The organism is Candidatus Margulisiibacteriota bacterium (assembly GCA_028706105.1).
GTDB lineage: Bacteria > Margulisbacteria > Riflemargulisbacteria > GWF2-35-9 > DYQY01 > DYQY01.
The window spans coordinates 1-22,916 of the sequence record JAQWCF010000007.1; the positions used below are offsets into that span (position 1 = coordinate 1).

The 22,916-nt window shown below is 35.5% G+C and carries 20 protein-coding genes; 6 read left to right on the forward strand and 14 right to left on the reverse strand.

The window, feature by feature from the left end:
- The 7 genes from PHF25_01270 to PHF25_01300 all read right to left on the reverse strand — a co-directional run.
- Positions 1–317 (reverse strand): hypothetical protein (locus PHF25_01270; GenBank protein MDD4526649.1); only part of this gene is annotated, 317 nt, incomplete at its 3' end.
- A complete protein-coding gene (uvrB, locus tag PHF25_01275) occupies positions 289–2,301 on the reverse strand; it encodes an excinuclease ABC subunit UvrB (protein ID MDD4526650.1) in 2,013 nt (670 codons plus the stop codon). The genes PHF25_01270 and uvrB, both read right to left, overlap by 29 nt.
- Complete coding sequence (coaE, locus tag PHF25_01280) at positions 2,283–2,831, reverse strand: dephospho-CoA kinase (GenBank protein ID MDD4526651.1); 549 nt, start codon at positions 2,829–2,831, stop codon at positions 2,283–2,285. The genes uvrB and coaE overlap by 19 nt, the downstream gene beginning before the upstream one ends.
- Positions 2,832–3,848 carry an LOG family protein gene (locus PHF25_01285; protein MDD4526652.1) on the reverse strand — a complete coding sequence of 339 codons (1,017 nt, stop codon included), beginning with the start codon at positions 3,846–3,848 and terminating at the stop codon, positions 2,832–2,834.
- Positions 3,832–4,575 (reverse strand): 1-(5-phosphoribosyl)-5-[(5-phosphoribosylamino)methylideneamino]imidazole-4-carboxamide isomerase, encoded by a 744-nt coding sequence (gene hisA / locus PHF25_01290; protein MDD4526653.1) that lies wholly within the window; start codon positions 4,573–4,575, stop codon positions 3,832–3,834. Before hisA ends, PHF25_01285 begins: the two co-directional genes overlap by 17 nt.
- The gene (gene hisH / locus PHF25_01295) at positions 4,572–5,183 is read right to left on the reverse strand and encodes an imidazole glycerol phosphate synthase subunit HisH (GenBank protein MDD4526654.1); all 612 of its coding nucleotides are present in this window, start codon (positions 5,181–5,183) and stop codon (positions 4,572–4,574) included. Before hisH ends, hisA begins: the two co-directional genes overlap by 4 nt.
- The gene (locus tag PHF25_01300) at positions 5,180–6,166 is read right to left on the reverse strand and encodes an ROK family protein (GenBank protein ID MDD4526655.1); all 987 of its coding nucleotides are present in this window, start codon (positions 6,164–6,166) and stop codon (positions 5,180–5,182) included. The genes hisH and PHF25_01300 overlap by 4 nt, the downstream gene beginning before the upstream one ends.
- Positions 6,167–6,405: 239 nt before the next feature.
- On the opposite strand from PHF25_01300, the gene PHF25_01305 reads away from it, so the two are divergent.
- Complete coding sequence (locus PHF25_01305; GenBank protein MDD4526656.1) at positions 6,406–7,185, forward strand: thioredoxin family protein; 780 nt, start codon at positions 6,406–6,408, stop codon at positions 7,183–7,185.
- Between the two features lie 36 nt (positions 7,186–7,221).
- Here PHF25_01305 and PHF25_01310 read toward each other — a convergent pair whose 3' ends face one another.
- From PHF25_01310 to PHF25_01320, 3 genes are all read right to left on the reverse strand, one after another.
- The gene (locus PHF25_01310) at positions 7,222–8,730 is read right to left on the reverse strand and encodes a radical SAM protein (GenBank protein ID MDD4526657.1); all 1,509 of its coding nucleotides are present in this window, start codon (positions 8,728–8,730) and stop codon (positions 7,222–7,224) included.
- Positions 8,731–8,740: 10 nt separating this feature from the next.
- A complete protein-coding gene (locus PHF25_01315) occupies positions 8,741–9,850 on the reverse strand; it encodes an Ldh family oxidoreductase (protein ID MDD4526658.1) in 1,110 nt (369 codons plus the stop codon).
- A 165-nt stretch (positions 9,851–10,015) separates the two neighbouring features.
- Entirely contained in the window at positions 10,016–11,770 is a 1,755-nt protein-coding gene (locus tag PHF25_01320) for a U32 family peptidase (protein MDD4526659.1), read from the reverse strand.
- 149 nt (positions 11,771–11,919) lie between these two features.
- Here PHF25_01320 and PHF25_01325 point away from each other — a divergent pair, with 149 nt between their 5' ends.
- Together PHF25_01325 and PHF25_01330 are read left to right on the forward strand one after the other, a co-directional pair.
- Entirely contained in the window at positions 11,920–12,246 is a 327-nt protein-coding gene (locus PHF25_01325; protein ID MDD4526660.1) for an SWIB/MDM2 domain-containing protein, read from the forward strand.
- A 114-nt stretch (positions 12,247–12,360) separates the two neighbouring features.
- Entirely contained in the window at positions 12,361–13,665 is a 1,305-nt protein-coding gene (locus PHF25_01330; protein MDD4526661.1) for a hypothetical protein, read from the forward strand.
- 34 nt (positions 13,666–13,699) lie between these two features.
- Here the strand turns inward: PHF25_01330 and PHF25_01335 are convergent, their stop codons facing one another.
- Positions 13,700–14,632: a class I SAM-dependent methyltransferase gene (locus tag PHF25_01335; protein MDD4526662.1), complete on the reverse strand. Its 933-nt coding sequence runs from the start codon at positions 14,630–14,632 to the stop codon at positions 13,700–13,702.
- A gap of 104 nt (positions 14,633–14,736) precedes the next feature.
- Between PHF25_01335 and PHF25_01340 the strand changes: the two genes are divergently transcribed.
- The 3 genes from PHF25_01340 (at position 14,737) to PHF25_01350 (ending at position 17,791) form a co-directional block, all read left to right on the forward strand.
- Positions 14,737–15,855 carry a class I SAM-dependent RNA methyltransferase gene (locus tag PHF25_01340; GenBank protein MDD4526663.1) on the forward strand — a complete coding sequence of 373 codons (1,119 nt, stop codon included), beginning with the start codon at positions 14,737–14,739 and terminating at the stop codon, positions 15,853–15,855.
- 165 nt (positions 15,856–16,020) lie between these two features.
- Positions 16,021–16,230, forward strand: coding sequence for a hypothetical protein (locus PHF25_01345; GenBank protein MDD4526664.1), 210 nt, complete (start codon positions 16,021–16,023; stop codon positions 16,228–16,230).
- A gap of 196 nt (positions 16,231–16,426) precedes the next feature.
- On the forward strand, positions 16,427–17,791 hold the full coding sequence (locus PHF25_01350) for a radical SAM protein (GenBank protein MDD4526665.1): 1,365 nt from the start codon (positions 16,427–16,429) through the stop codon (positions 17,789–17,791).
- Between the two features lie 225 nt (positions 17,792–18,016).
- Here the strand turns inward: PHF25_01350 and PHF25_01355 are convergent, their stop codons facing one another.
- From PHF25_01355 to PHF25_01365, 3 genes are all read right to left on the reverse strand, one after another.
- Positions 18,017–19,801, reverse strand: coding sequence for an ABC-F family ATP-binding cassette domain-containing protein (locus PHF25_01355; protein ID MDD4526666.1), 1,785 nt, complete (start codon positions 19,799–19,801; stop codon positions 18,017–18,019).
- Between the two features lie 71 nt (positions 19,802–19,872).
- Positions 19,873–21,072 carry a DEAD/DEAH box helicase gene (locus PHF25_01360; protein MDD4526667.1) on the reverse strand — a complete coding sequence of 400 codons (1,200 nt, stop codon included), beginning with the start codon at positions 21,070–21,072 and terminating at the stop codon, positions 19,873–19,875.
- Between the two features lie 89 nt (positions 21,073–21,161).
- Positions 21,162–22,904, reverse strand: a complete 1,743-nt coding sequence (locus PHF25_01365) for a YgiQ family radical SAM protein (GenBank protein ID MDD4526668.1) — start codon at positions 22,902–22,904, stop codon at positions 21,162–21,164.
- Positions 22,905–22,916 lie beyond the last annotated feature (12 nt).

Sequence of the window (22,916 nt, forward strand, 5' to 3'; positions counted from 1 at the left end):
TGTTTATGATAAACATAATTAGGATGTACATATTCAACGTTGGGGTCGTTTTGTAACTGTTCAAGTAATTCTAGATAATTTTCAGATGATGATGCTCTTACAATATAATTATCTTTAAATAGTTTTGTGTTCTTATATTTCTCTACAAATCCCTCAACTCTAGCTACTAAGCGAGATGATTTAATCTGAGCGTTGGAGGATTTGACTTGTTTGCCTGTAGTTTCTTTATACTTAACAATCAATTCAAGCGGTGCAGTAAAAGAGATACTTACCGTAAAAAATAATAAACTAACTAAAAGTTTTGTGTTCCATCGCATATATTTTATCTCTTAAGATAGCTGCTTTCTCAAACTCATAGTCCTGAGCAGCCTTTCTCATTTCCTTCCTTAAAACGTCAATAGTTTTCAAAAATTCTTTAGGCGTAAGCTTCTCAACCTCTATTGTATCTAACCACTTCATATCTTCATAGTTCTTTTTGTCACCATACTTCATAGAATGTTTCTTAGACGCACTATCACCTAACTTTTCTTTGATTCTAGAAGCAATAGTTGTTGGAGTAATATTGTTATCTTCATTATATTTACTTTGGATGGCTCTTCGGCGATTAGTTTCGCTAATAGCTCTTTGCATAGAACCTGTCATCTTGTCTGCAAACAACAGAACCTTGCCATTGACGTTTCTAGCCGCTCTACCGATTATTTGTATCAACGACCTCTCGTCACGCAGAAAGCCTTCTTTGTCCGCATCTAGTATCGCTATAAGGGAAACTTCGGGGAGGTCTAGCCCTTCTCTTAATAAATTAATTCCTACAAGAACATCAAATTCACCAGCACGTAAATCATGCAGAATTTCATAACGTTCCAAAGTATCAATATCTGAATGCATATATCTAGCTTTTACTTTCTTGTTTAACAAATAATTAGTTAGCTCTTCTGCCATCTTTTTGGTTAAAGTTATTAGTAGCGTTCTTTCCTTTTTATCTATTCTTAATTGTATTTGTTTTAAAATCTCATCCATTTGCCCTTTAGTTGTCATAACTTCTATTTCTGGGTCAATAAGTCCAGTCGGCCGAATCATTTGCTCAGCGATATGAGTAGAGTTACTTAGCTCATATGGACCGGGTGTTGCGGAGATAAATAATACTTGTTGCATCTTCTCCTCAAACTCGGGGAAATTTAAAGGTCTGTTGTCTAAAGCACTAGGTAAGCGAAAACCATAATCCACTAAAGTTTGTTTGCGGGAACGGTCACCTGCATACATGCCCCTAACTTGCGGTAAAGTTACATGTGACTCGTCAACTATTAGCAGAAAATCCTTAGGAAAATAATCCAACAAGGTATAGGGTGCTTCGCCTGGTTTGCGGTCGGTAAGATAGCGGGAATAATTTTCGATACCAGAACAATATCCAACTTCTTCGATCATCTCAATATCATACATAGTTCGTTGTTCCAGTCGCTGAGCTTCTAATAACTTATTCTCTTTCTTTAACTCCTGTAGTCTTATCTGCAAATCCTCTTGAATAGCAACAATTACCGAACGCTGAAAATCAGGGGCGACTAAAAAGTGGCTAGCAGGATAAACCATAAATTCTTCGAAAAAAGTTAGAGGTGTTTTGTTATAATTATCAATTAAATAAATTTTATGTATTTCTTCACCAAAAAGTTCAACTCTTAAAATATTATCACCATAGCTAGGAAAGATTTCTATTAACTCACCTTTAACGCTGAAATTGCCTCGCTTAAGTTCGGTATCATTTCTGTCATAGCGAATCTCCATTAGTTTTTCGATTAAATCATCTCTATCAATCAAGGCACCTTTTTTCAAAGTGATGCTACCTTGAGCATAAGTCTCGGGAGAACCGAGGCCATAAATACAAGAAACAGAAGAAACAATTAACACGTCCTTCCTATTAAATAAAGAAAAAGTAGCGCTATGTCTCATCTTTTCTATTTCTTCGTTAATTGAAGAATCCTTTTCGATATATGTATCGGTGGTGGGCAAATAAGCCTCGGGTTGATAGTAATCATAATAGCTAATAAAAAACTCTACTGAATTTTTGGGGAAATATTCTCTAAATTCGCTACACAGCTGGGCGGCTAGTGTTTTATTGTGGGCTAAAATAATTGCGGGTTTATTGATTTGAGCAATAATATTAGCTACTGTAAAGGTTTTGCCACTACCAGTAACTCCTCGTAATGTTTGAAAACGTTTTCCTTGATTGATTCCGTCTACTAACTCTTTTATTGCTTGTGGCTGATCTCCGGTTGGCTGATAGTTGGACTCTAAAATAAATTCTTGCATTTTTTGTCTGTTTCTAGCTTTAGTTCCTCGAGTGTACCATTGTTATCAATCACTATATCCGCTATTTGCAAATACCAATCTCTAGAGTTTTGTGACTCTAACCTTTTCTCGATATCCTGGACTTCGAACTTATCCTTTAATCGTTCTTTGATTATTGCATCGGAGGAATCAACAAAAACAACTACATCACTTAATCCAATTAACTTTAATTCCATAGGCAAAGCAGAATTAATAATCGTCCCAGGGCGAAGATATGAATGTATTTCCTCAATGAGATATGGATGCATTATCTGATTAAGCACATTAACCTTGTTAGGAAAAACAAGCTCCGCTAACTTTTTGCGATTAATTTTCCCTTCTTCCACTGCTGTTGGAAAAGAATTTAATATTTGCTGAATAACATAATCCCTAGTCAGTAACTCATGCCCAATTAAATCGGCATCCATTACAATGTAATCGCTAGGAACAGGAAGTAAGCTAAGTACTGTGTTTTTTCCTGAACCCATTCTTCCTGTTAACGTAATTATCATCTATAAACTTTGATTAATTTGCTCAATGAAAAGTTTAATTTTGACAAAATCTCGTAATTTTTTCAAAGACGATTGATAAACATATAAAGTTGTTTCAGGATAATACCTTTCACGAACATATGTCATTTCCGTCAAATCATTATCAAAAGCTATTTTGTTTAGTATTTTTTCTTCTGCTGGACTCAGCTTTTTCTTGAGCTGAAAAAAAAGCTCACTCTCGTTTAAGGTTAAATAGGAATGAAAAACCTTGTAAAAATCGTCTATTCTTTTGAGCGTTTCATCAGCACTAGTACAAATGTTATACATTGACCTATCTAAAGCCGAGATATAGCCTTTTTGCATATTTCGCTCAATCCATTCATCAAACTCTGTCCAAAAAACTCCGTTTGGCTCATCCAACAAAATAAAGGGAGTAATCCTTTTCTTTCCTGTCTGCAAAGTGGTTAAGCCTTGGTAAACTTCATCCATGGTTCCGTATCCTCCAGGCAAAACAACAACTGCATCAGCTTCTCGGTAAAAAGTGTGTTTGCGGGAATAAAAATTATTAAAAATAGTTATATGGTCGGGGCGTTCTTTGAAAATCTCGTTTTCATTCTCATAAGGTAGTTTCAAGCCTAGACCAAAACTATTATCGGCACCAGCACCTAGATTGCCTGCCTCCATTATTCCTGGTCCAGCGCCAGTGATAATTTTGTAGCCTTTTAAGGCTGCTTTATTAGAAAAATCCATTGTTAAATGATAGAGAGGATGATCTTGAGGTGTTCTGGCTGAACCAAAGACAGATATTTTAAGGTCATATCGGTATCTCTTAAACATATTCATTGCTTTTCTGATTTCTTCTATACCTTCTTTAAGAGGAATTAGGTCAGCAATTAAAGGGTCTTCCCAATGATATAGAAGCGTACAAAGCAAAAACTCCTTTAAGACTAAATAATGTTCTGCATCTTCAATGTTGTGCTTCTTAAGAAGAATGTCTATATCGTTAGCGAGTAACTGGGTGTCAGGCAATTGTTCCATTAATAATAAGCTCCTTTGCTTCTTTAACAGTAAATTTGTTTTCATAAACTGCTTTGCCAGTAATAATTCCGAAAAGTTTATTGTCTCGATTGATTTTGATTAAATCATTAATGTCTTCCAGAGAAGAAACACCACCGGATGCTACTAGTTTAACATTAGTTTCCTGGATAATACGAGATAACATTTCCAGATTGGTTCCTTGCAACAAGCCATCTTTGTTGATGTCAGTATAAATAACATGCTTTAGTCCATATTTCTCGTATTCTTTAATTAAAGCAACCACTGAAATATCAGTATTTTCTAACCAGCCACTAACAGCAACACTATCGCCTCTTCCATCTATGCCGAAAACAATATTGTTCGGATATTTTTTCAAGATAGAAATGGCTAAATCTTTGTCCTTAATAAGAATTGTTCCCAGAATTATCCTTTCCACTCCAATCGATAAATACTGCTCCACAGTTTCAATGTCTCGTATTCCACCACCAACTTCCACAGGGATAGTTAAGCTGTCTTTAATTTTTTTGATAAGCTCAAAATGTACTGGAGTTCCTTGCTTTGCACCCTGCAAGTCAACTAGATGGAGAATATCTGCACCTTGTAACTGAAATAATTTAGCTGTTTGGATGGGGTCTAGACCGTAATCTGTCATGCGAGAATAATCGCCCTGCAATAATCTAACGCATTTGTTGTCTATCAAATCTATAGCTGGTAATAGTTTAATCATTTTAATATTGTAAAGTATTCTAGTACTTTTTGTAAGAAACAAAGACCAATACTTCCACTTTTTTCAGGATGAAACTGTACAGCAAGCAGATTATCTTTAATTATAGCTGAATTAAATTCTACTCCGTATATTGTTGAAGCAAGACAATTTTCCTGATTGTAAGAAATATAATAAGAATGCACAAAATAAAAAAAATTATCATGAAAATCTTTAAAAAAAGGATGTTTTACTTGGATATTATTCCAACCTGTCTGCGGAACTTTACCACAAATAGCAGAATCAAATCTAGTGACCTTGCCAGGAAAAACGCCAAGCCCCTTCACACCTTTGCTTTCATCACTTTCCTCGAAAAGTAATTGTTCCCCTAAACAAATACCTAAAAACTTTCCGCCAGCAGAAATGAACGTCTTAATTGCTTCAGTCAGATTAAGTTTGTTTAAGCTTTCCATAGTTGCCCCAAAGGAACCAACCCCTGGTAAAACTAAAATATCTTTCTCAAGATCCATTTCTGATAAATCACTACTAATAATGGACTCTGCACCAATTTGTTTAAACGCTCTAGCAACATTTAAAATATTCCCAGCATCATAGTTTATGATTCGGATCATTCAGACAATCCTACAGCGATTGTCCCTAATAAACCTGCATCGGTTCCAAGGGTAGCTGGGATTATTTCCGTTTTTACATTTTTAACCATCGATAAATGTTCTTGAACTGTTTTTCTAATTGCCTTAAACAGGATGTCGCCTATCTTGCTAACTCCGCCACCGATAATAATGGCCTCAGGATCTAAGATATTGATAATATTTACGCAACCAATCCCAATGTAGTAAGCATTCTCTTCTATGATATCTTGAGCAAACTTATCACCCTGCTTCGCTGCGTGGTTAAGGACAATGGAAGTTATTTTGCTACGATTACTGGCAGAAAGCTCTAAAGTAATCTTTCCGTAATCATCTTTTGTCGTCTTTAACTTCATAATTTTTTTACTAGCTCTTTTGGCCATGTTTACCCCAGAAGCATAGGCCTCGAAACAACCAATCCGTCCACAACCACATTTAAATTCTGTATCCGTTGTTAAATTAAGGGGCATATGACCTATTTCACCTGCCATCGTGTTTTTCCCACTATACAGCTTTCTATCAATAATTATTCCACCACCTACGCCTGTACTTACTGTGAGGAAAACTATGTTTTTATAGTCTTTTTCTGACCCAAAATAAAGTTCACCCATAGCAGCGCAATTCGCATCATTTTCAACAATAATTGGAGTATTGGGGAAATCTTTTTGCACTTTATCCCTGAGTGGATAGTTTTCCCATCCCTTAATATTCGGTGCAATAATAACAACACCTTTGCTCTTAGTAATTTGACCTGGAATACCCAAAACAATGGTTTTCACATCTTGGATATGTACGCCTGCATTCTTTAATAGCTCCTTAATCACAGAGCTAAGCTGGTTAGTTACTACTTCGGCTCCCTTTTTGGCTTGAGTTGGAGTGTTAATGGAAGTGATTATTTTTCCTTTATCGTCAGCAATAGCTGCAGCAATCTTTGTTCCACCTATATCTAAACCTATAATGTATTTCATGTCTGCTCCTTACTAAAAAGATTATACCGTTTATTAGTTAAATCGTTCAATCGGAAATAGTTAGTGGTGAATAGTTAATAGTTAATAGGGAATAGGGAAAGGGGAAAAGTCAATGTAAAAATGAAAACTAGTAAAGCCTCTTTGCAATAAACAACAAAAAATATCAATACATATAAATACTCATATTTGTCGATATTCTAAATAACAACAAATTTATAGGCTAAAAGGGGAGAAAACTTATGATTAATAATATTGGCAACATCGGACAAATCAGTGCTAATTATGCAACAGGTGCTGAAAAACCGCAAGAAACAACAACAAGCCCTCTTGCCTATATCTATTCAAACACAGAAACTACTGAAACTGAAAAAGTTGAAACATCCACGTCTACTAACTCCGCTAATCAACCAATTTCTTGGGGCACAGACTATCAGCAAGCAATGGCTCAAGCAGCAGCAGAAGGGAGACAAGTCATCGTTATTTTTGGTCGTCCAGAGTGTGGTAATTGTACTAGAACTGAAAATAATGCAAACAACTCAGCTGAAGTTAGAGCATTAATAAATGATAACTATATAGCTGTTCACGTTAACATTGACACACCAGAAGGTAGAGCCGCATTTACCCCACTCCGTGCAGGAATGGGAGACATGATTTTGCCTTTGACTTGTATTATAGACCCAACAAATCCAAGCGAATATAGTGCTAGAACAACCAGAACTCAAAAAGCTGACAGTCTAATCGCGATGTTAGAACAGGGAATGGACGGCAAACCATCTCCAAATGGAACTCATTACACTCAAAATAGCTCTGGTGGTAACACAACTGGAACAGATGGAGTTGTTAGAGGCCTCCATTTTGACATAGAGGCTATACTTGCAGACCTAACCTCAGATATATTAGCAGATGTTTTAAATGAACTTGAACAAGAAAATATACCAAACTCAGAAAATGAAGCAACTACAACACCAGAAGCACACAAAGATGCTCCGGTAGCAACGAGTGCTCCTTCTCCTGAATAATTAATTTAATATTTATGGATAATGGTTCCAAAAAAATTACAAGGATTTTGGTCTAAAGTACTCTAAAGCTAACATCATGCCTTCCATTGTTGGAATTGACCTTGCTCTTTTTTCTGGTGGTAAATTTACAGCATTATCAAAGGGGCTATAAGCTACTAAATGACTGCGGATACCTGAAAGATTGTCTGCATCAAGTGAAACTACTTCGCCCAAACTTATACCAAACTTTTCTGGATTATCATAGACAGGAGAACCAATAGTCACATGATAGCCACCAAACGCATGATCATAGTAATACGGAGTAATTGATTGCAAAAAAGACTTACTTTCCTCTAAATCAATTGGTGTTTCTCCTGGAAAACCGTACATCATCAAAACAATACTCACAATTCCTGCACTATAGGCGGCAATAATGTTTTCACGAGCCACTTCTGGCTGAACGGGCTTATTCATCGCGTGCAAGACTTTTGCACTTCCTGATTCCACACCCCAAGTAATCCAACTGCATCCAGCAGCAGCTATTTCGGATAATACTTCCAACGTAAGGCTTGCATTTGGCATAGCCATAAAGGCCCACTTCAACTGAGGATGATGTCTCTTCACTAAATTAGCTAGCTTTTTTAGCTCTGCAACCATTAACATTTGATCGCCCCAATATATATAATTTATTTTATTCTCTCGCAACCACACCAAGCGACTTTGCACATTGTCCCAATTTTCATTTGGATGATGTCCAAAATAACTCAGATGACCTGAACAAAAGCTACATTTTCCCCAAGGACAGCCTCTTTTGATTAATAAACTAATAACAGGCTCGGGTGTTAAATAAGAGGTAAAAACGATACCCTCAGTGCTAGGCAAATAATCTAAATCCCGAAGCAGATTATCCGCTAAACAAGTTTGCAAAACTTCCTTCTTGGTTCTATATACAGCATTCGGGATATCGGACCATGGTTTTTCTTGTATCACTTGGACAAAACTCTCTTCGCTTTCCTTTAAAAGAATCATATCTATTGATTTACAAAGATGAAGAATCTCTTTTGGCTCAAGGTGATTAACCAATGAACCACCAAGAATAACTATAGTTTTTGGCGATATCTGCTTTATCCAAGTGGCAATAGCCAAAGTCATCCAAAACTGGCTGACATCATTACGTTGATGATAAGTTAAGGAGAGACCAATAACCTGAGAAAGGGGCAAGCACTGCTCTAGCTGATTTTGCATAAGTGCTAACCACTCTGGTTTATTATTGCAAACATATTCTCTAGCTAATTCTACATACTTAGCTTGCCAACGTAGCCATTCATTGATAACTCGACTAATAACTTCCACATATTGGTCATGGTCTCGATAAATAATCTGATTTTTTAAGACCAAAACGTCTTCTGAATCCTTAAACAAATCATTAAACAAACTGATGTTTAAATCTAATATCGGTTGGCTAAGGACGCCTCGTTTGTTCATATATCCTTGGATTTCCATCAGCATAGAAGGAATAAAGGTTGGATTGGCAAAAGGTGGAAAAATTAAACGCGAACTTAACATACTGACTGCGCTATTCCCAAGGAAATGAAACACTCCTGAGATTAAGTTGCTTCTTCATCGCAGAAAAATCTCTTTGTACACTCGGTGGTAACGGTATCCCGGATTTTTCTCTTTCTATTCTAGCGATATATTCCTTTTCTCCAGCAGTATAGATTCTGTTTTGGCCTGGAGCTTTGGCTGAGGCACGAAGTTCTCGAAGGACTTCGCCTGTATTTTGCTTAAAAGTTTCTAAATCTACAAAAGCCTCTATATTGATTGCTAAGAAAGAATGTCCTAGCTCTATTGAGGCAGGCTTTCCGTCTTTAACTCCTGATAAACCCCAAAGGAAATTTCCACTCTGTAAAGCTGAAGAAAGTATCTCGACAACAGTGGCATAACCGTAACCCTTGTAGCCACCCGTATCTTCCCCTATTCCGCCTAATGGAACTAAAGCAGCAGAGCCATTTACTAGGTCTTTTAAAATTTGAGCACTGTCTGTCATGGTTTCGCCATCTCTGCCAATAACTAGACCTGGAGGAGTCGGCTGTCCTGTTCTCTCATAATATTCAATCTTACCTCGCTGAGTAACAGAAGTTGCACAATCCAAAACAAAGGGAAAAGGCTCATCTGTTGGGATGCCAAAAGTAAGGGGATTTGTACCAAGCATGTTCTCTACCCCAAAAGTTGGTGCAATAGATGGTCTAGCGTTGGTTGTAACTTGTCCAATCATTCCAGCTTCCGAAGCCATGGTGGCGTAATAACCAGCGATGCCAAAATGGGTAGAATTTCTAGCAACGACCATCCCTAATCCATGTTTTTTGGCTTTTCTAATAGCCATCTCCATACACTTTTTTGCTACAACAAAGCCCATACCATTATGGCCATCGACAACCGCTGTTGTTGAGGTTTGCTTGATTATTTCAAAATTAGTTTTGGTATCTAATGTTCCTTGCTTGTATCTATCATAGTAGATAGGCTTTAATCTATTCACACCGTGAGAATCAATCCCACGCAAATCTGCCTCGATGAGGATTTCTGAACAAATCTTAGCTTCTGCTTTGGGTACTCCAATTTTCTGGAATACTTTAATCATAAATTCTGCTAAAAAGTCAGCAGATAAATTGTAATTTTTCTCACTCATCTTCCATATTCTATATGCTGAAATTAATGATGTCTAGACTTACAACTCATTAATGATTGATTCACTCTGTCGTCAGGTGCACTCTGTATAATAAAATATCAGACACTTGCATTTCTTTTGCACTTAATAAGAAGACAATAAAATGTACCGTGACAAAACCTCTCTTTACCTTTTTACAATCATCTCACATTTTATACAATCAAACTGTAACTCAAATGTATTCTTTTCGTCTTTTAAGTATAGTGGTTGAGCTAGTTTTTTCTTTTTTAAACACATCCCCAGCTCATGTAAAACACAGTACCTAGTCCTCATTAAGGGCGCACCTTCATTATATCCAAGCTCAACCACATTCTTTTTCTTGCCAAATAATTTTTCCGTTTTAGCATTAGCCACTAATATCTCTGGAACATTATTGATGATTGGCTCTTTTCTAGTGTTTCTGACTGGCACTTTTTCTTCTCTAGTTTTTGTAAGTTCTGCTAACAATTCATTACGAGTACGCTTCAAACTACTAAGTGGTATAAAATGCTGTTTATCCAGTTGCAAACTCACTGTCTCACAAATAAAACTAGTATTCCCTAACTTATTTAAGGTTTCTGTAATCCTGCTTTCGTAATCTGTAGCGAAACTTTCTATCTTATCTTTTAACCTAGAGGTCTTGACCAAAGAATTACCGTCCCCATCCTGCACTTGCAAAACATATTCACCATCTGCTTCTCGTAAATCAAATTCTATTAATATTTTTCTCTCTGTTTTGCTTTTATTGAGCTGATCTATAAACTTAGCATCATAATTTCTAAACAAGGCCGTACCATAAGTAATATCTAATGGTTTATTAGCAGTTAGCTGATTGTTTGCAAAATTATTAACAAAAAAACCTTGCTGCTCATATCCATCTAGATAAACTATTCCATCTCCGTTACGCAATTCTATTGCAGTATCTACCCACAGCTTATCACCCATTATTCTGTCTACCACGCCGACATATTCGCCGACATTAAAGGATAGCTCGGAATTAACTTTATGCTTTGTGTTAAGAAAATACTCAGTATATCCACGATTAAAAGTTTTGTTTAAGTTTGGCTCAAAATCATGCTGGATACTACCACTAGATGCTTTATATAAGCCTTTTTTCTCTAAAACAAGATCCAGCTTTTTTCTGTAGTAAGCTGTAACATTTCTAACGTAATTCACATCTTTCAGTCGTCCTTCAATCTTAAAAGAAGTTATTCCTGCATCTATTAATTCCTCAAGATTCTCTGCTAAATTTAAATCTTTGACTGATAACAGCTTGGAAGACTGTTTTAAAACTTTTCCCTTACTATCAAGCAATGAATATTGTTTTCTACAAGGCTGAGCGCATTCGCCCCGATTAGCGCTTCTTCCGCCTGCTTCATAGCTCATATTGCACTCTCCGCTGTAACAAACGCAAATGGCGCCATGTACAAACGTTTCTAGTTCTACTTTAGTTGTTTGGCGTATCTCTTGTATCTCAGCTAAAGAAAGTGCTCGCTCTAAAATCACTCTCTTTGCACCTAAATCTTCTAAAAACTTAACCTTCTCTGGTGAGATATTAGTAGCTTGCGTACTAATAAAAATGTCTATATTGGGTATATTTAAAGCAAAAATGCCCAAATCCTGAATAATAATTGCATCTATCTGAATTTTAGATAAAGCATTAATCAACTCTTCTACTTTGTCTAACTCGGAATTAAAAATAATTGTATTAATCGTCACATACACTTTAGCGTTATAAAAATGTGCGTACTTAACAAGTGTTGCAATATCTTCGAGAGAATTTGAAGCTTCCTTGCGTGCACCAAAGTGGGGACCACCGATATATACAGCATCTGCACCATATTTAATCGCGTTTATTCCACATTCTAAATCTTTGGCAGGTGATAAAAGTTCAATGCTCATATATTGGTAAGTATAGCACTTTCTGCTCGCTGGAGACCCTTCAAGATGAAGATTAGTTAGACAAAAGAGTGAAAAACTTAAGTTTGGCTCTGTTATTGCGTGGATTCCTCTGTTATACTTTTATTAAATTCATTTAGGAGGAAAGAAATATGGCAGAAGTAGGATTAAGTAAACCAGTAAAATTAAAGGCTGATCTAGCAGCATTTTGTGGAGCAAAAGAGCTTCCAAGAACTGCAATCACACAGAAACTATGGGACTACATCAAAGCAAACAAACTTCAAGCAAAGACAGAAAATGGTAAAGCAGAAGGCGCTGGAAAGTATATCGTTGCAGATGCAAAACTATTAAAGCTTTTCAACAACACAAACGTAAAAAGCAAATCATCAGGCAAAGTAACTAATTTTACAGGTCTAAAGGCTGGTCAAACAATCAGCATGCTTCAACTAGCTTCAGTAGTTGGCGCAAACATAGAATAAATTCTTTTTTAAAGAAAGCCGTCGAAGGCGGCTTTCTTTGATTCTTTTACCCAACAAATATCATTTATACCTAGTTAGCGGGAATATATTAGTTTTTTTTCGATATATTAATATATGCTCAAATTTAAAATAATTGCGAATAGTTTATTATCATCAAACAATAAAAAAACCGATAAAAGGTCAATATCTTTTTCTGATTTTTATAATATTAATAAACGCTATTACAGTACTGGAGTTGGGTTACATTCCTCTGGTTTTCCTTATGATTATATTAGAAGTAATGGCAGTAAAGCCCAATGGACACAACCGACTGCAATAGGCTTTTATTTACAGTATTTAGTAAATGAAAATAACGAAAAAGAAGCGGAACGAGTAATGGAAAACTTATTAAAAACACAAACCAACCCAAACATATCCTGGAATGGGTTAATTCCCTGGCTTAAATTTAATGGTGATGAGGTCTTAGCTGAAAGAACAGAAATCGCCTTTGGTGACAACTCTAATTTATCTAAAAAAGTCGCTATGGTTGCACAAAAATTTACCGGTAAAGCAAGCATTCTTGCCACCCAATTTCTCAATAATCAAAAAAGTGGGTACCAGCAAATGTATGATAATTCGCAAGGGCTGTTCTATGGTGCAGTAGACAGAGAAAGCGATGTCTTCAATAAAGGTTATCATATTAATAGACTTTTTAATGAGTTTAGGTCTGGAGTTGCTTTTGTTGTCTCTTATTTTTCCATTGATGAAAAAGCTTGGGATAATCTTATTGTTAATACCCCTAAAACAAATTACATCGATATTGAGGGCGACTCTGTCCCCATTGCTAGCACATATGATGGGTCAGGGTTTCAATATAGTTGGCCTTTGCTCAGCGTCCCTGAAGGAAAACTTAGCGCAGACATGGAAAACATTCTTTTTAATGCCCTATATGCCCAACTAGATACCGCCCTCAAATTAGGACATTTCGGTGGTTATTCTGCAAGCTCCTATGGTAATTCCGCGTCTATCAATGGATATTCTGGCAAAATAGGAGTACCAGAACTAGCAGAAACAACCGACCATATTTCTAACAAAACTTTCTCCATATACTCCCTATTACCATTTTTAGTAATTTTAGAACAAGAAGACAAACAAACATTAATGGAATGGATAACAACTTACGCCTCATATTCTGGGATACAGGGACAATATGGTTATTATGATTCAATCCATGCTGAGAAAAATGATAAAATTATTTCAGATTTAATCTTTGCTGTGGATAATGGATCGATGATTTTACCAAATTCTGAGGGACCACAATTACTGCTGGATTTCTTGGATAAATATGGGAAAGTAGATCAGTTTAAAAATCTTTATAGTAAAATAAAACTAGGAATTCCCAAAATCAAGAAAAAGTTACCACTACCACCTAAAATTTAATATTATTTACAAGTCGTAATTTATAAATTCAAAATCAACGTTTAGTCATTAACCAACATTGATGTATTCTTTTGTTTCTAAAATCAAGAGGAATTGTTTGACTAGAGATATCCTTCACCTCAAAGTAGTTTAAAATTCTATTCTCTTCTAACTCAAACTTTCTGAAATTGTTACTAAAATAAATTATTCCGCCTTTATTTAATTTATTGTAACAAAGGTTAAGCAATCTAACTTGATCTCTTTCCACTTCAAAAGAATTATCCTTCATTTTCTTAGAATTACTAAAGGTTGGGGGATCACAGACAATAATATCAAACATATCTTTATTGTTCTCTAAATAATATAAACAATCTTGAGCTAAAACCTGATGATCAGTTTCATCAAATTTATTTAATTGCAAATTTCGTTTAGTCCAATCTGTGTATTGTGTACTTAAATCCACAGTGGTTGTCCGGCTAGCACCACCAGCGATGGCATAACAAGTAAACGCTCCAGTGTAAGAAAACAGATTCAAAACAGACTTATCCTGAGACTTCTCCTTAACCATCGCACGCGTATTGCGGTGATCCAAAAAAAGCCCAGTATCCAAATAATCACTCAAATTAACCTCAAACTTTAGCCCTTGTTCCCTGACAGTCTTCACGTATCCTTCTTTACTCATTCTTTCATATTGAGTTGTCTGCCGATAACGTTTCTTCACAAACAATTGATTGTTGTTTATTTCAAAAGTTTTTAAAATCTGGTCTGAAACTAACTTACAATAGGCTCTTTCTCGATCATGTGTCTCGTCAATCGTACGTTTAAAAAACCAAACAACTACGTCTCCATCATACCAATCAACAATAATCGGAAACTCAGGAATGTCTTTATCATAAACACGGAAACAAGTAACTTCATTTTTGCGTGACCATTTAGCCAACTGCTTTTTATTCTTTAATATTCCATTGGAAAGACTTTCAATATCCATGGCTTAATTCTATCATAGGAAGAATTGTTTATTTGATAATTTATTAACACTCCCTCCCGCTCTCCCTATTCACCATTCACTATTAAGCATGCAATAATATGAACATGGAATTAACACTTATCGCTACTACAACCATGGGTTTAGAAAAAGAACTTTCTTATGAGCTAAATAAACTAGGTTATACTGAGCAAAAAATTGATAATGGACGCATTGAATTTACTGGCGAATTAGAAGCAATCTGTAGAACCAACCTCTGGCTTCGAACTGCTGGCAGAGTAATGTTAAAAGTTGGTGCATTTAATGCTGAAACTTTTGATGAATTATTTGAAAAAACAAAAGCTCTTCCTTGGGGTGAATTTATTGGCAAAAACGATGCCTTTCCTGTAAGTAAAATTACAGCCAAAAATGCAACTCTGTTTAGTAAGTCAGACAGCCAAGCTATTGTTAAGAAAGCCATTGCCGAAAGTTTAAAAGAATATCATAAAACAAATATTCTCTCAGAAACAGGTTCTATGTTCGAAATAAGAGTTCAAAATGAAAAAAACTCAATCATAATGAGTATCGACACAAGTGGCTCTGGCCTTCACAAAAGAGGCTATCGAGAAAACATGAACGAAGCACCACTTAAGGAAACCTTGGCAGCAGGACTGGTCATGTTAAGTAGATGGAAACCTGACAAAGAAACCCTACTCGACCCAATGTGTGGAACAGCTACCATCTTAATAGAAGCTGGAATGATTGCTAAAAACATTGCACCTGGATTAAAACGATCGTTTGTCTCAGAATCATGGTCATTTATACCAAAAGAGCTTTGGGTAAAAACAAGAGAAGAAGCAGAATCCTCAATCAAAAATGATGTGGAATATAATATCTATGGTTCAGACCTTGATTGGAAAGCATTAAAAATAGCTAGAGAAAACATTAAACTCGCTGGACTAGATGATATTTATATACAGAACCAACCACTAAAAGAAGCTCGTTCCAGATTTAATGTAGGCAAAATAATAACAAACCCACCATATGGTGCACGCTTAGATACTCCCGAAGAAGCAGAAGTTCTCTATGCAGAAATGGGCCGAGTATTTAGAGAAAACTTTCCTACTTGGGACTATTATGTTCTTTGTCCACATGAACAGTTAGACAAAATAACGAAACTTCATTCTGCTAAACGTAGAAAACTATATAATGGTGGGATAAAATGCCATTATTATATGTACTACTAAACACCATGGGTGGTGGTTAAACCCAAACAGCAAATCCTTAAACACCAAATAAAGCAAAAAATAAAAAAATAACTTCTACAAAACATTTACTTTGGTACCTTAAAAATGTTATTCTCATAATTAGAGTATTATTATTAATTTGATAGCTATGAAAGGAGAAAATAAATGAATGATTTAGAGTTAATTTCTGTTGTCAAAGAATACATCGCAAACGTGGAGCTTATTAATAGAAAAAATTCCAGTTTAGACCTTTTCTCACTTGAAGATATCTTAAACAGAGAATTGAGTATAGATTTGTTTGTTGTTGCTCTGGAAGAAAAAATCAATTTTCTTTTAGACCAACCACGCATAGTTGAAGTTTTGGTAGCAGGATAGAATAAACCGCTTAACCCAAATAGCAATATTGGATTTAAATCATAAGTTAGTCTGTTTCTTCTTTTTTTGAATTTAAAAAAGAAGAACATTTATAATTCCTAAAATTTGGTAAACATTGATATTGTTAACAATAAATCTAATGCTAGCAAAACGTTAGCAGAGGGACTTTATAAATGTTTTTTGATATTATATGCAAATGACTGTATTACTAATACAAATACCTTATTGGAGCACTGAACCAGAAAAACACGCAATTAAATGTATAGTCATGCCCAGCCTTGGAATGGGGTATTTAGCATCTACCCTTATTTATAACAACATTAAAACAACAATTATTGATCTTAATGTTGAATCTGAACAAATTCTCTTCGAACAACTAGAAACACAACAACCCCAAATAATAGGAATCAGCTGCTACACGTTTAATTCATCTCAATTAAAAAGACTAATTCCTAAAATTAAAAACACTCTACCAATAGCTAAAATAATCGTTGGTGGAGTATACGCTAGCTACGATTATAGATTTCTTCTCAAGACACATGCAATTGATTTTATTGTAAGATTTGAAGGAGAACATGCTTTTCTCTCTCTTTGCCAGGAAATATTAAGCCAGTCAAACAAGTTTAGATCTCTAAATAATCTTGCGTATATTGAAGATTACGAGTTAGTGACAACAAAAATTGCTGAACCAATTAGCGATTTAGATAAAATACCCTTTCCACAGCTTGATGCTAACAAATATCCAACTAAAGAAATACCAATTATAACTAGCAGAGGCTGTGCCTTTCACTGTATTTATTGTTCTTCTTCAGCTTTTTGGGGAGCAGCAATGCGTTATCGCAGTTTAACAAATGTTAGAATTGAAATACAAAAATATAAACAATCAGGATATAAGATTTTTAACATTCTCGATGATAACTTTAATTTAAATAAAACTCGTTTAAAAGAATTTTGTAAAATAGCTAGCGAAGAAAAAATTAATTGGAAAACAAATTGTTGCGTGTCGGCGTTTGAAGCTGGTATGGTTGAGTCAATGATAGCTTCAGGATGTATTGGGTTAAGTATTGGAGTCGAGTCTGCCGATGAAGACGTTCAAAAAAAGACGGGAAAACTAGTAGACTTGCAACAAGCAGAAAATATAGTAAAAAAGGCAAACCAACTTGGAATAAAGGTTGTTTGTGGATTTATTCTGTTTCATTATTGTGACACGTCACAATCATTACAAAAAACTATTGATTTTGCTAAAAAACTTACATCGTTAGGGGCAATCGTTAGGTACACAATTAACACACCTTTTCATGGTACTTATCAGTATCAACATCGTTATGAATTAGGAATTAAAATTATTGATGAAAATTACGAACATTACAATTTACAACAAGCAGTAATTAATACAAAAAACTTTAAAAATGATTACATGGATGAATTACGGTTAACCTTAAACAACGACGTAATAGACATAAACTTTCTTGAAAGCTTTATGAAAAAAAACAATATAACAGATTCAACGCAAATTACAACAGAAATGCTTCAACAAATAATTAAAGGTGCTTTAAAGTAATTAAATCGTTAAATGCCTAGCCCTTTATCTCGCATACCTTTCTTGGTATACTCATTGATAGGTTCCTAACGAAAGGGAGTGAGATAGTGAGCAAAGGAAAAGAAGCTAAGAAAGAAAACAAAAAACAACCAACGAAAAATCTTAAAGAAAAAAGACAAGAAAAGAAAGAAAAAAAGCATAGCTATTAACAATTTAAATTTAAAGCGAAAGGAAGTAACTTTCGCTTTAAAGCTTAGCCATCTCACGTTCCAAAATAGCATATTGATCATCCAACTTTAATTGAAAGTCATGGTTTTCTTTAGATAAATCAGCTAAAGTTTTAGCATTATTTACAACAGCTGCTTCAGCTATCTTCTGGTTATTGTCAGAAATCTCTTTTTCTAGTAATTCAATGCGCTTTTCTGTTTTCTTTATCTCATTCTCGACAACTCTAGTCTGAGCTTTTTCTTCTTTATTTAACTCCATTTGTTGCTTACGCACTTCTTTTTCAGGCTTTTGCTTTTTCTTCTTCTTGCTTACACCTATTTCGTTCTGCCAACCAACTGTTTCTAAAAACTCAGCATATGTGCCTTCGAAAACATCTATCCCCTCTTCACTAAAGACAATTAAACGATTAGCGATATTATTTAAAAACAACTCATTGTGGGTTACAACTAACACAGCTCCTGAAAAAGTATTAATTGCTTCAATCAAAGAATCGCAGGAATCCATGTCTAAATGGTTGGTAGGTTCATCCAAAAGCAAAAAATTAGAGGGAGTTAATAATATTTTACCTAGCAACACACGGCTTTTTTCGCCGCCAGATAAGACCTTAGTGCTTTTTGTTGCTAAGTCACCAGAAAACATCATCGCTCCACAGACGCTTCTGATAATCTTCAGATTACTTTCACCTGTTGAAGCCACTAGTTCGGCTTCGATAGTTTTAGTTGAATTTAGTCTATCAATATTAGTTTGACCAAAAACACCCATCTGTACACTTGGGTGATGATAAACTTCACCAGCTATTGGTTTTAGCTCCCCACTAAGAAGCTTTAACAAAGTCGTCTTGCCTTTTCCGTTTTTACCAACAATACAAATCCTATCTTCTTTGGAAATAGTGATAGAAAAATCATTAATTAATTGTTCTTTGTGTGGGTAAGCGAATGATATATTATCCGTACTCATAACGACTTTGGCAGGAAAGTCAGCTTCTGTAAAACTAAATTCAAGTGTTTTAATCCTGTCTAACTTAGACATTTCAGTCATTCTATTAAGTGCTTTAACTCTAGATTGAGCCATGCCTGCGAGCCTAGCTTTAGCCCGAAATCTAGTAATAAAATCTTCCATCTCTTTACGTTGTTTTTCATCCTTAGCTCTTGTTCTTTCATAAGTTTCTTCTTCTAGGGCTATTTGCTCATACAACTTAGCAGTGTCACCCTCACTTTTTTTAATTTTTTGACGATGAATAATCATCGTATGAGTGGTTACACTATCCATAAAGGTTCTATCATGAGTAATGATTATTAGTTCGTTGGGCCAGCTTATTAAAAAACGTTCCATCCAACGAATGGAAACGATATCCAAATAGTTAGTCGGTTCATCCAATAACAATAAATCAGGCTCAGAAACAAGCACTTTAGCCAAATTAAGTCTTACCTGATAACCACCAGAGAATATTTTGGGGTCTTTGTATAAATCTTCCTCAGTAAAGCCCAGACCAAATAAGATCTTCTCTACTTTCCAAACATCATCCTCATGTCCAACTGGTAAACCTAAGCATCCTTCCTCAATAACAGTATGAGCACTAAATGCTAAATGTTGTTGCACATAACCTATTCGATAATTCTTAGGAATAGAAACAACACCATTGGTAGTAGATTGTTTATTACATAGAAGGTTAAACAAGGTAGTCTTTCCACTACCATTTCTACCTACTAAACCAATGCGCTCTTTGGCATTAACATTAAAACTAGCTTCATTGAATAAAACTTGCGCACCATAGGCTAAACTTAATTTATTTACTGTAATCATTGCCTAGATAACTTATCATATAGGTGGCATTTACAACAACAAGAAATTTCTTGATGGATAAAGCTTAAAAACTAGTCTCTACGTCCTCTATAACCACTCTTCTTAAATGGTCGACGCACTACTGGCACATCGGTAACATGTTTTATTTCTTTATAATTAAATGTCTCTACTTTTTTTCGCTCGATTGTTTCGCCTAATTTTCTTTCAATCAGTTTTACCATAGACATATCTTCGTCAGAAACAAAAGTAAAGGCATCACCAGTACGTTCTGCCCTGCCTGTTCGCCCTATTCGATGAGTGTACGCTTCCGGAGTTCCCGGAATATCATAATTAATTACATGTGAAACTAAAGATACGTCAATGCCTCTAGCCGCAATATCAGTTGCTACCATTATTTGATATGTTCCCTTACGGAAACCTTCTAAGGCTTCTTGTCTTCTATTTTGACTCAAATTGCCTTGCAAGGAAGTAGCTTTATAGCCTTTTTGTTGTAATTTTTTATCTAAATCCTTAGCTCGGTGTTTGGTTCTAGTGAAAATTAAAATGGACTTAGCATCCGTTTGCTTAATTAGCTCAAACAATAATCCTGTTTTTAAATGTTGTGGTACTGGATAAATTGCATGGTTAATAGTGCTTAGCTTCTCATGGACTTTTATCGCTACCTTGACTGGATTGTTGAGCGTTTCGCTGGCTAATGCCTGGATATCGCTGGGCATTGTCGCAGAAAACAACAAGGTCTGTTTGCGCTGCGAGGCAAACTTCAGGATCTTTCTAATGGTTGGCAAAAAGCCCATATCGAACATATGGTCTGCTTCATCGAGCACCAAGGTCTCTAAATGATAAAGATCTATTTTGCGCGAATCTAAGTGGTCTAACAGTCTGCCTGGACAGGCGACAATAATATCCACCCCTTTTTTAAGTTGAGCTTCTTGCTTAGCGTAACCAACTCCACCATAAATGACCATGCTTGAGATACCTAGTCTTTTGCCAAATTCAATTATTGCATCATTAATTTGTTCTACTAACTCTCTGGTGGGAGCAATAATCAGCGCTCTAACTTTTCCTTTGACATTAGATTGGGCAATGCGGTGCAAAATTGGCAAAGCAAAAGCAGCTGTTTTGCCTGTTCCTGTCTGAGCTAGCCCCATAACGTCTTTGCCTTGCAAAATAATTGGGATAGTTTGTTCTTGAATTGGTGTTGGTGATTCATAACCCTTTTTCACTAATTCTGACAAAATCATTGGATTTAAATTAAACTCTTCAAACTTCATAAATTCTCCTACTTTCTACTATAGATAAGTTTCTTATCTATATTCATTTTATTTTTAATACCGTATAGTGTACAGCTATTTATTTCAGGCTAGTCTCTGGCAAGATAATCGAGGTCTTTACTCTTACCTATTTTCATCAACGCTTTCTTCAGAAAATTATAATTATTTTTAATCCACGGCTGGAGCAAAGCTCTTTGCCAAAGCCGTTCTTCGTCTTTGGCTACATGGAGCTGATTGCCAGTAGCTGGATCTTGCTCGGTGTAATACATTACCGAGGCTATGGTCATGGGGATTGGAATAAAACTTTGAACTTGTTTAACTTTAATGTGCTTCTTTCTCAAATACATTGCCAACTCGTACATGTCTTGAAGTTTGCTTCCCGGATACGCAGAAATAAAATATGGAATCAGGTATTGTTCTTTTTTATTTTTCTTATTAGCTTCCTGGAATAGTTTCTCGAATTCTTCAAATTTATTGTTTTTAGGCTTGTTCATTAGCGCTAAAACACTATCACAAATATGTTCTGGAGCGATACTCATTTGACCGCTTACATGGTCTTTTATAATTGCTTTGGCATATTCCTTATCTAGCAAAGCCATGTCGAACCTTATTCCAGAATTAATGAAAACTTTTTTGATACTGGGAAGTGAATTTACTTTTTTAATTAACTCTAAATGTTTTTGTTGATTTAATTTGAGAAATTTACAAGGCGTTGGAGCTAAACAACTGGCTCTTTCACAAGGTTCAGCTGCGCCACACTCACTTGAATACATATTAGCAGTTGGTCCCCCAAGGTCTAAAATATTTCCTTTAAAATTATTATCTTCTGCAATAATATTTTTTACTTCTTTTATTACTGATTCCATCGACCTATTCAATATTCGCTTGCCTTGGTGAATCCCTAAAGCACAAAAATGACAACCACCATAGCAACCACGATGTGAGACAACCGAATCTTTAACAAAACCATAGGCAGGAATATCCTCTTCGTATATTGGATGTGCACTTCTGGCAAAGGGCAGTTCAAATAACGCATCAAACTCTTCTGTAGACAACAGACTAGCTGGCTCAATAACTACATATTTGTTTTGACATTTCTGGACTACTTTTGTTTTCTTATCGGCTGCTACAAATTTATGATAATCAAGATGTGTTTTAGTAAATATATTTTTATCCACTAATACTTCTTCATAACTGGCTAACTCTAAGCCTACTCCCTTAGGCAAAAAATCACTAATATAAGAAGTGTTTGGAATATCTACTAAAGGTTGTTGGTTCCTTAATTTTTCTGCTATTTGGACAATAGCTTTTTCGCCCATTCCATAAACCAAAATATCTGCTCTAGTATCAAATAAGATTGATCTACGAATACTATTGGACCAATAATCATAATGAGAAATTCTTCTTAAACTAGCTTCTATTCCACCAATCACTAAGGGAACATTCTTAAAAAGTTTTCTTAAGGCATTACAATAAACGGTTACTGCTCTATCCGGCCTTTTTCCTGCAAGACCACCAGGCGTATACATGTCTTCTCTTCGAGGTTTTTTGTCAGAAGTTCTGTTTGCTACAAGAGAATCCAAATTACCCGCAGTGACTCCAAAAAATAAATTTGGTTTACCCAATTTTAAAAAATCAGCATCCTTGCGCCAATCAGGCTGAGCAATAATTCCAACCTTATAACCTTGTTTTTCTAGCCATCTACCCAAGATTGAGGCGGCAAAGGAGGGATGGTCAACGTAGGCATCACCAGTAACAAGAATAATGTCAACACTGTCCCAGCCTCTGTCGGTTAAATCTGACTTACTCATTGGTAGAAAATTTGAATTCATTAAAGCTATTCT

What these genes read in the sequence shown, in the direction of transcription:
- uvrB (MDD4526650.1), bottom strand. Translation starts at nt 2,301, where the DNA reads ATGCAAGAATTTATTTTAGAGTCCAACTATCAGCCAACCGGAGATCAG.
- coaE (MDD4526651.1), bottom strand. Translation starts at nt 2,831, where the DNA reads ATGATAATTACGTTAACAGGAAGAATGGGTTCAGGAAAAAACACAGTA.
- PHF25_01285 (MDD4526652.1), bottom strand. Translation starts at nt 3,848, where the DNA reads ATGGAACAATTGCCTGACACCCAGTTACTCGCTAACGATATAGACATT.
- hisA (MDD4526653.1), bottom strand. Translation starts at nt 4,575, where the DNA reads ATGATTAAACTATTACCAGCTATAGATTTGATAGACAACAAATGCGTT.
- hisH (MDD4526654.1), bottom strand. Translation starts at nt 5,183, where the DNA reads ATGATCCGAATCATAAACTATGATGCTGGGAATATTTTAAATGTTGCT.
- PHF25_01300 (MDD4526655.1), bottom strand. Translation starts at nt 6,166, where the DNA reads ATGAAATACATTATAGGTTTAGATATAGGTGGAACAAAGATTGCTGCA.
- PHF25_01305 (MDD4526656.1), top strand. Translation starts at nt 6,406, where the DNA reads ATGATTAATAATATTGGCAACATCGGACAAATCAGTGCTAATTATGCA.
- PHF25_01310 (MDD4526657.1), bottom strand. Translation starts at nt 8,730, where the DNA reads ATGTTAAGTTCGCGTTTAATTTTTCCACCTTTTGCCAATCCAACCTTT.
- PHF25_01315 (MDD4526658.1), bottom strand. Translation starts at nt 9,850, where the DNA reads ATGAGTGAGAAAAATTACAATTTATCTGCTGACTTTTTAGCAGAATTT.
- PHF25_01320 (MDD4526659.1), bottom strand. Translation starts at nt 11,770, where the DNA reads ATGAGCATTGAACTTTTATCACCTGCCAAAGATTTAGAATGTGGAATA.
- PHF25_01325 (MDD4526660.1), top strand. Translation starts at nt 11,920, where the DNA reads ATGGCAGAAGTAGGATTAAGTAAACCAGTAAAATTAAAGGCTGATCTA.
- PHF25_01330 (MDD4526661.1), top strand. Translation starts at nt 12,361, where the DNA reads ATGCTCAAATTTAAAATAATTGCGAATAGTTTATTATCATCAAACAAT.
- PHF25_01335 (MDD4526662.1), bottom strand. Translation starts at nt 14,632, where the DNA reads ATGGATATTGAAAGTCTTTCCAATGGAATATTAAAGAATAAAAAGCAG.
- PHF25_01340 (MDD4526663.1), top strand. Translation starts at nt 14,737, where the DNA reads ATGGAATTAACACTTATCGCTACTACAACCATGGGTTTAGAAAAAGAA.
- PHF25_01345 (MDD4526664.1), top strand. Translation starts at nt 16,021, where the DNA reads ATGAATGATTTAGAGTTAATTTCTGTTGTCAAAGAATACATCGCAAAC.
- PHF25_01350 (MDD4526665.1), top strand. Translation starts at nt 16,427, where the DNA reads ATGACTGTATTACTAATACAAATACCTTATTGGAGCACTGAACCAGAA.
- PHF25_01355 (MDD4526666.1), bottom strand. Translation starts at nt 19,801, where the DNA reads ATGATTACAGTAAATAAATTAAGTTTAGCCTATGGTGCGCAAGTTTTA.
- PHF25_01360 (MDD4526667.1), bottom strand. Translation starts at nt 21,072, where the DNA reads ATGAAGTTTGAAGAGTTTAATTTAAATCCAATGATTTTGTCAGAATTA.
- PHF25_01365 (MDD4526668.1), bottom strand. Translation starts at nt 22,904, where the DNA reads ATGAATTCAAATTTTCTACCAATGAGTAAGTCAGATTTAACCGACAGA.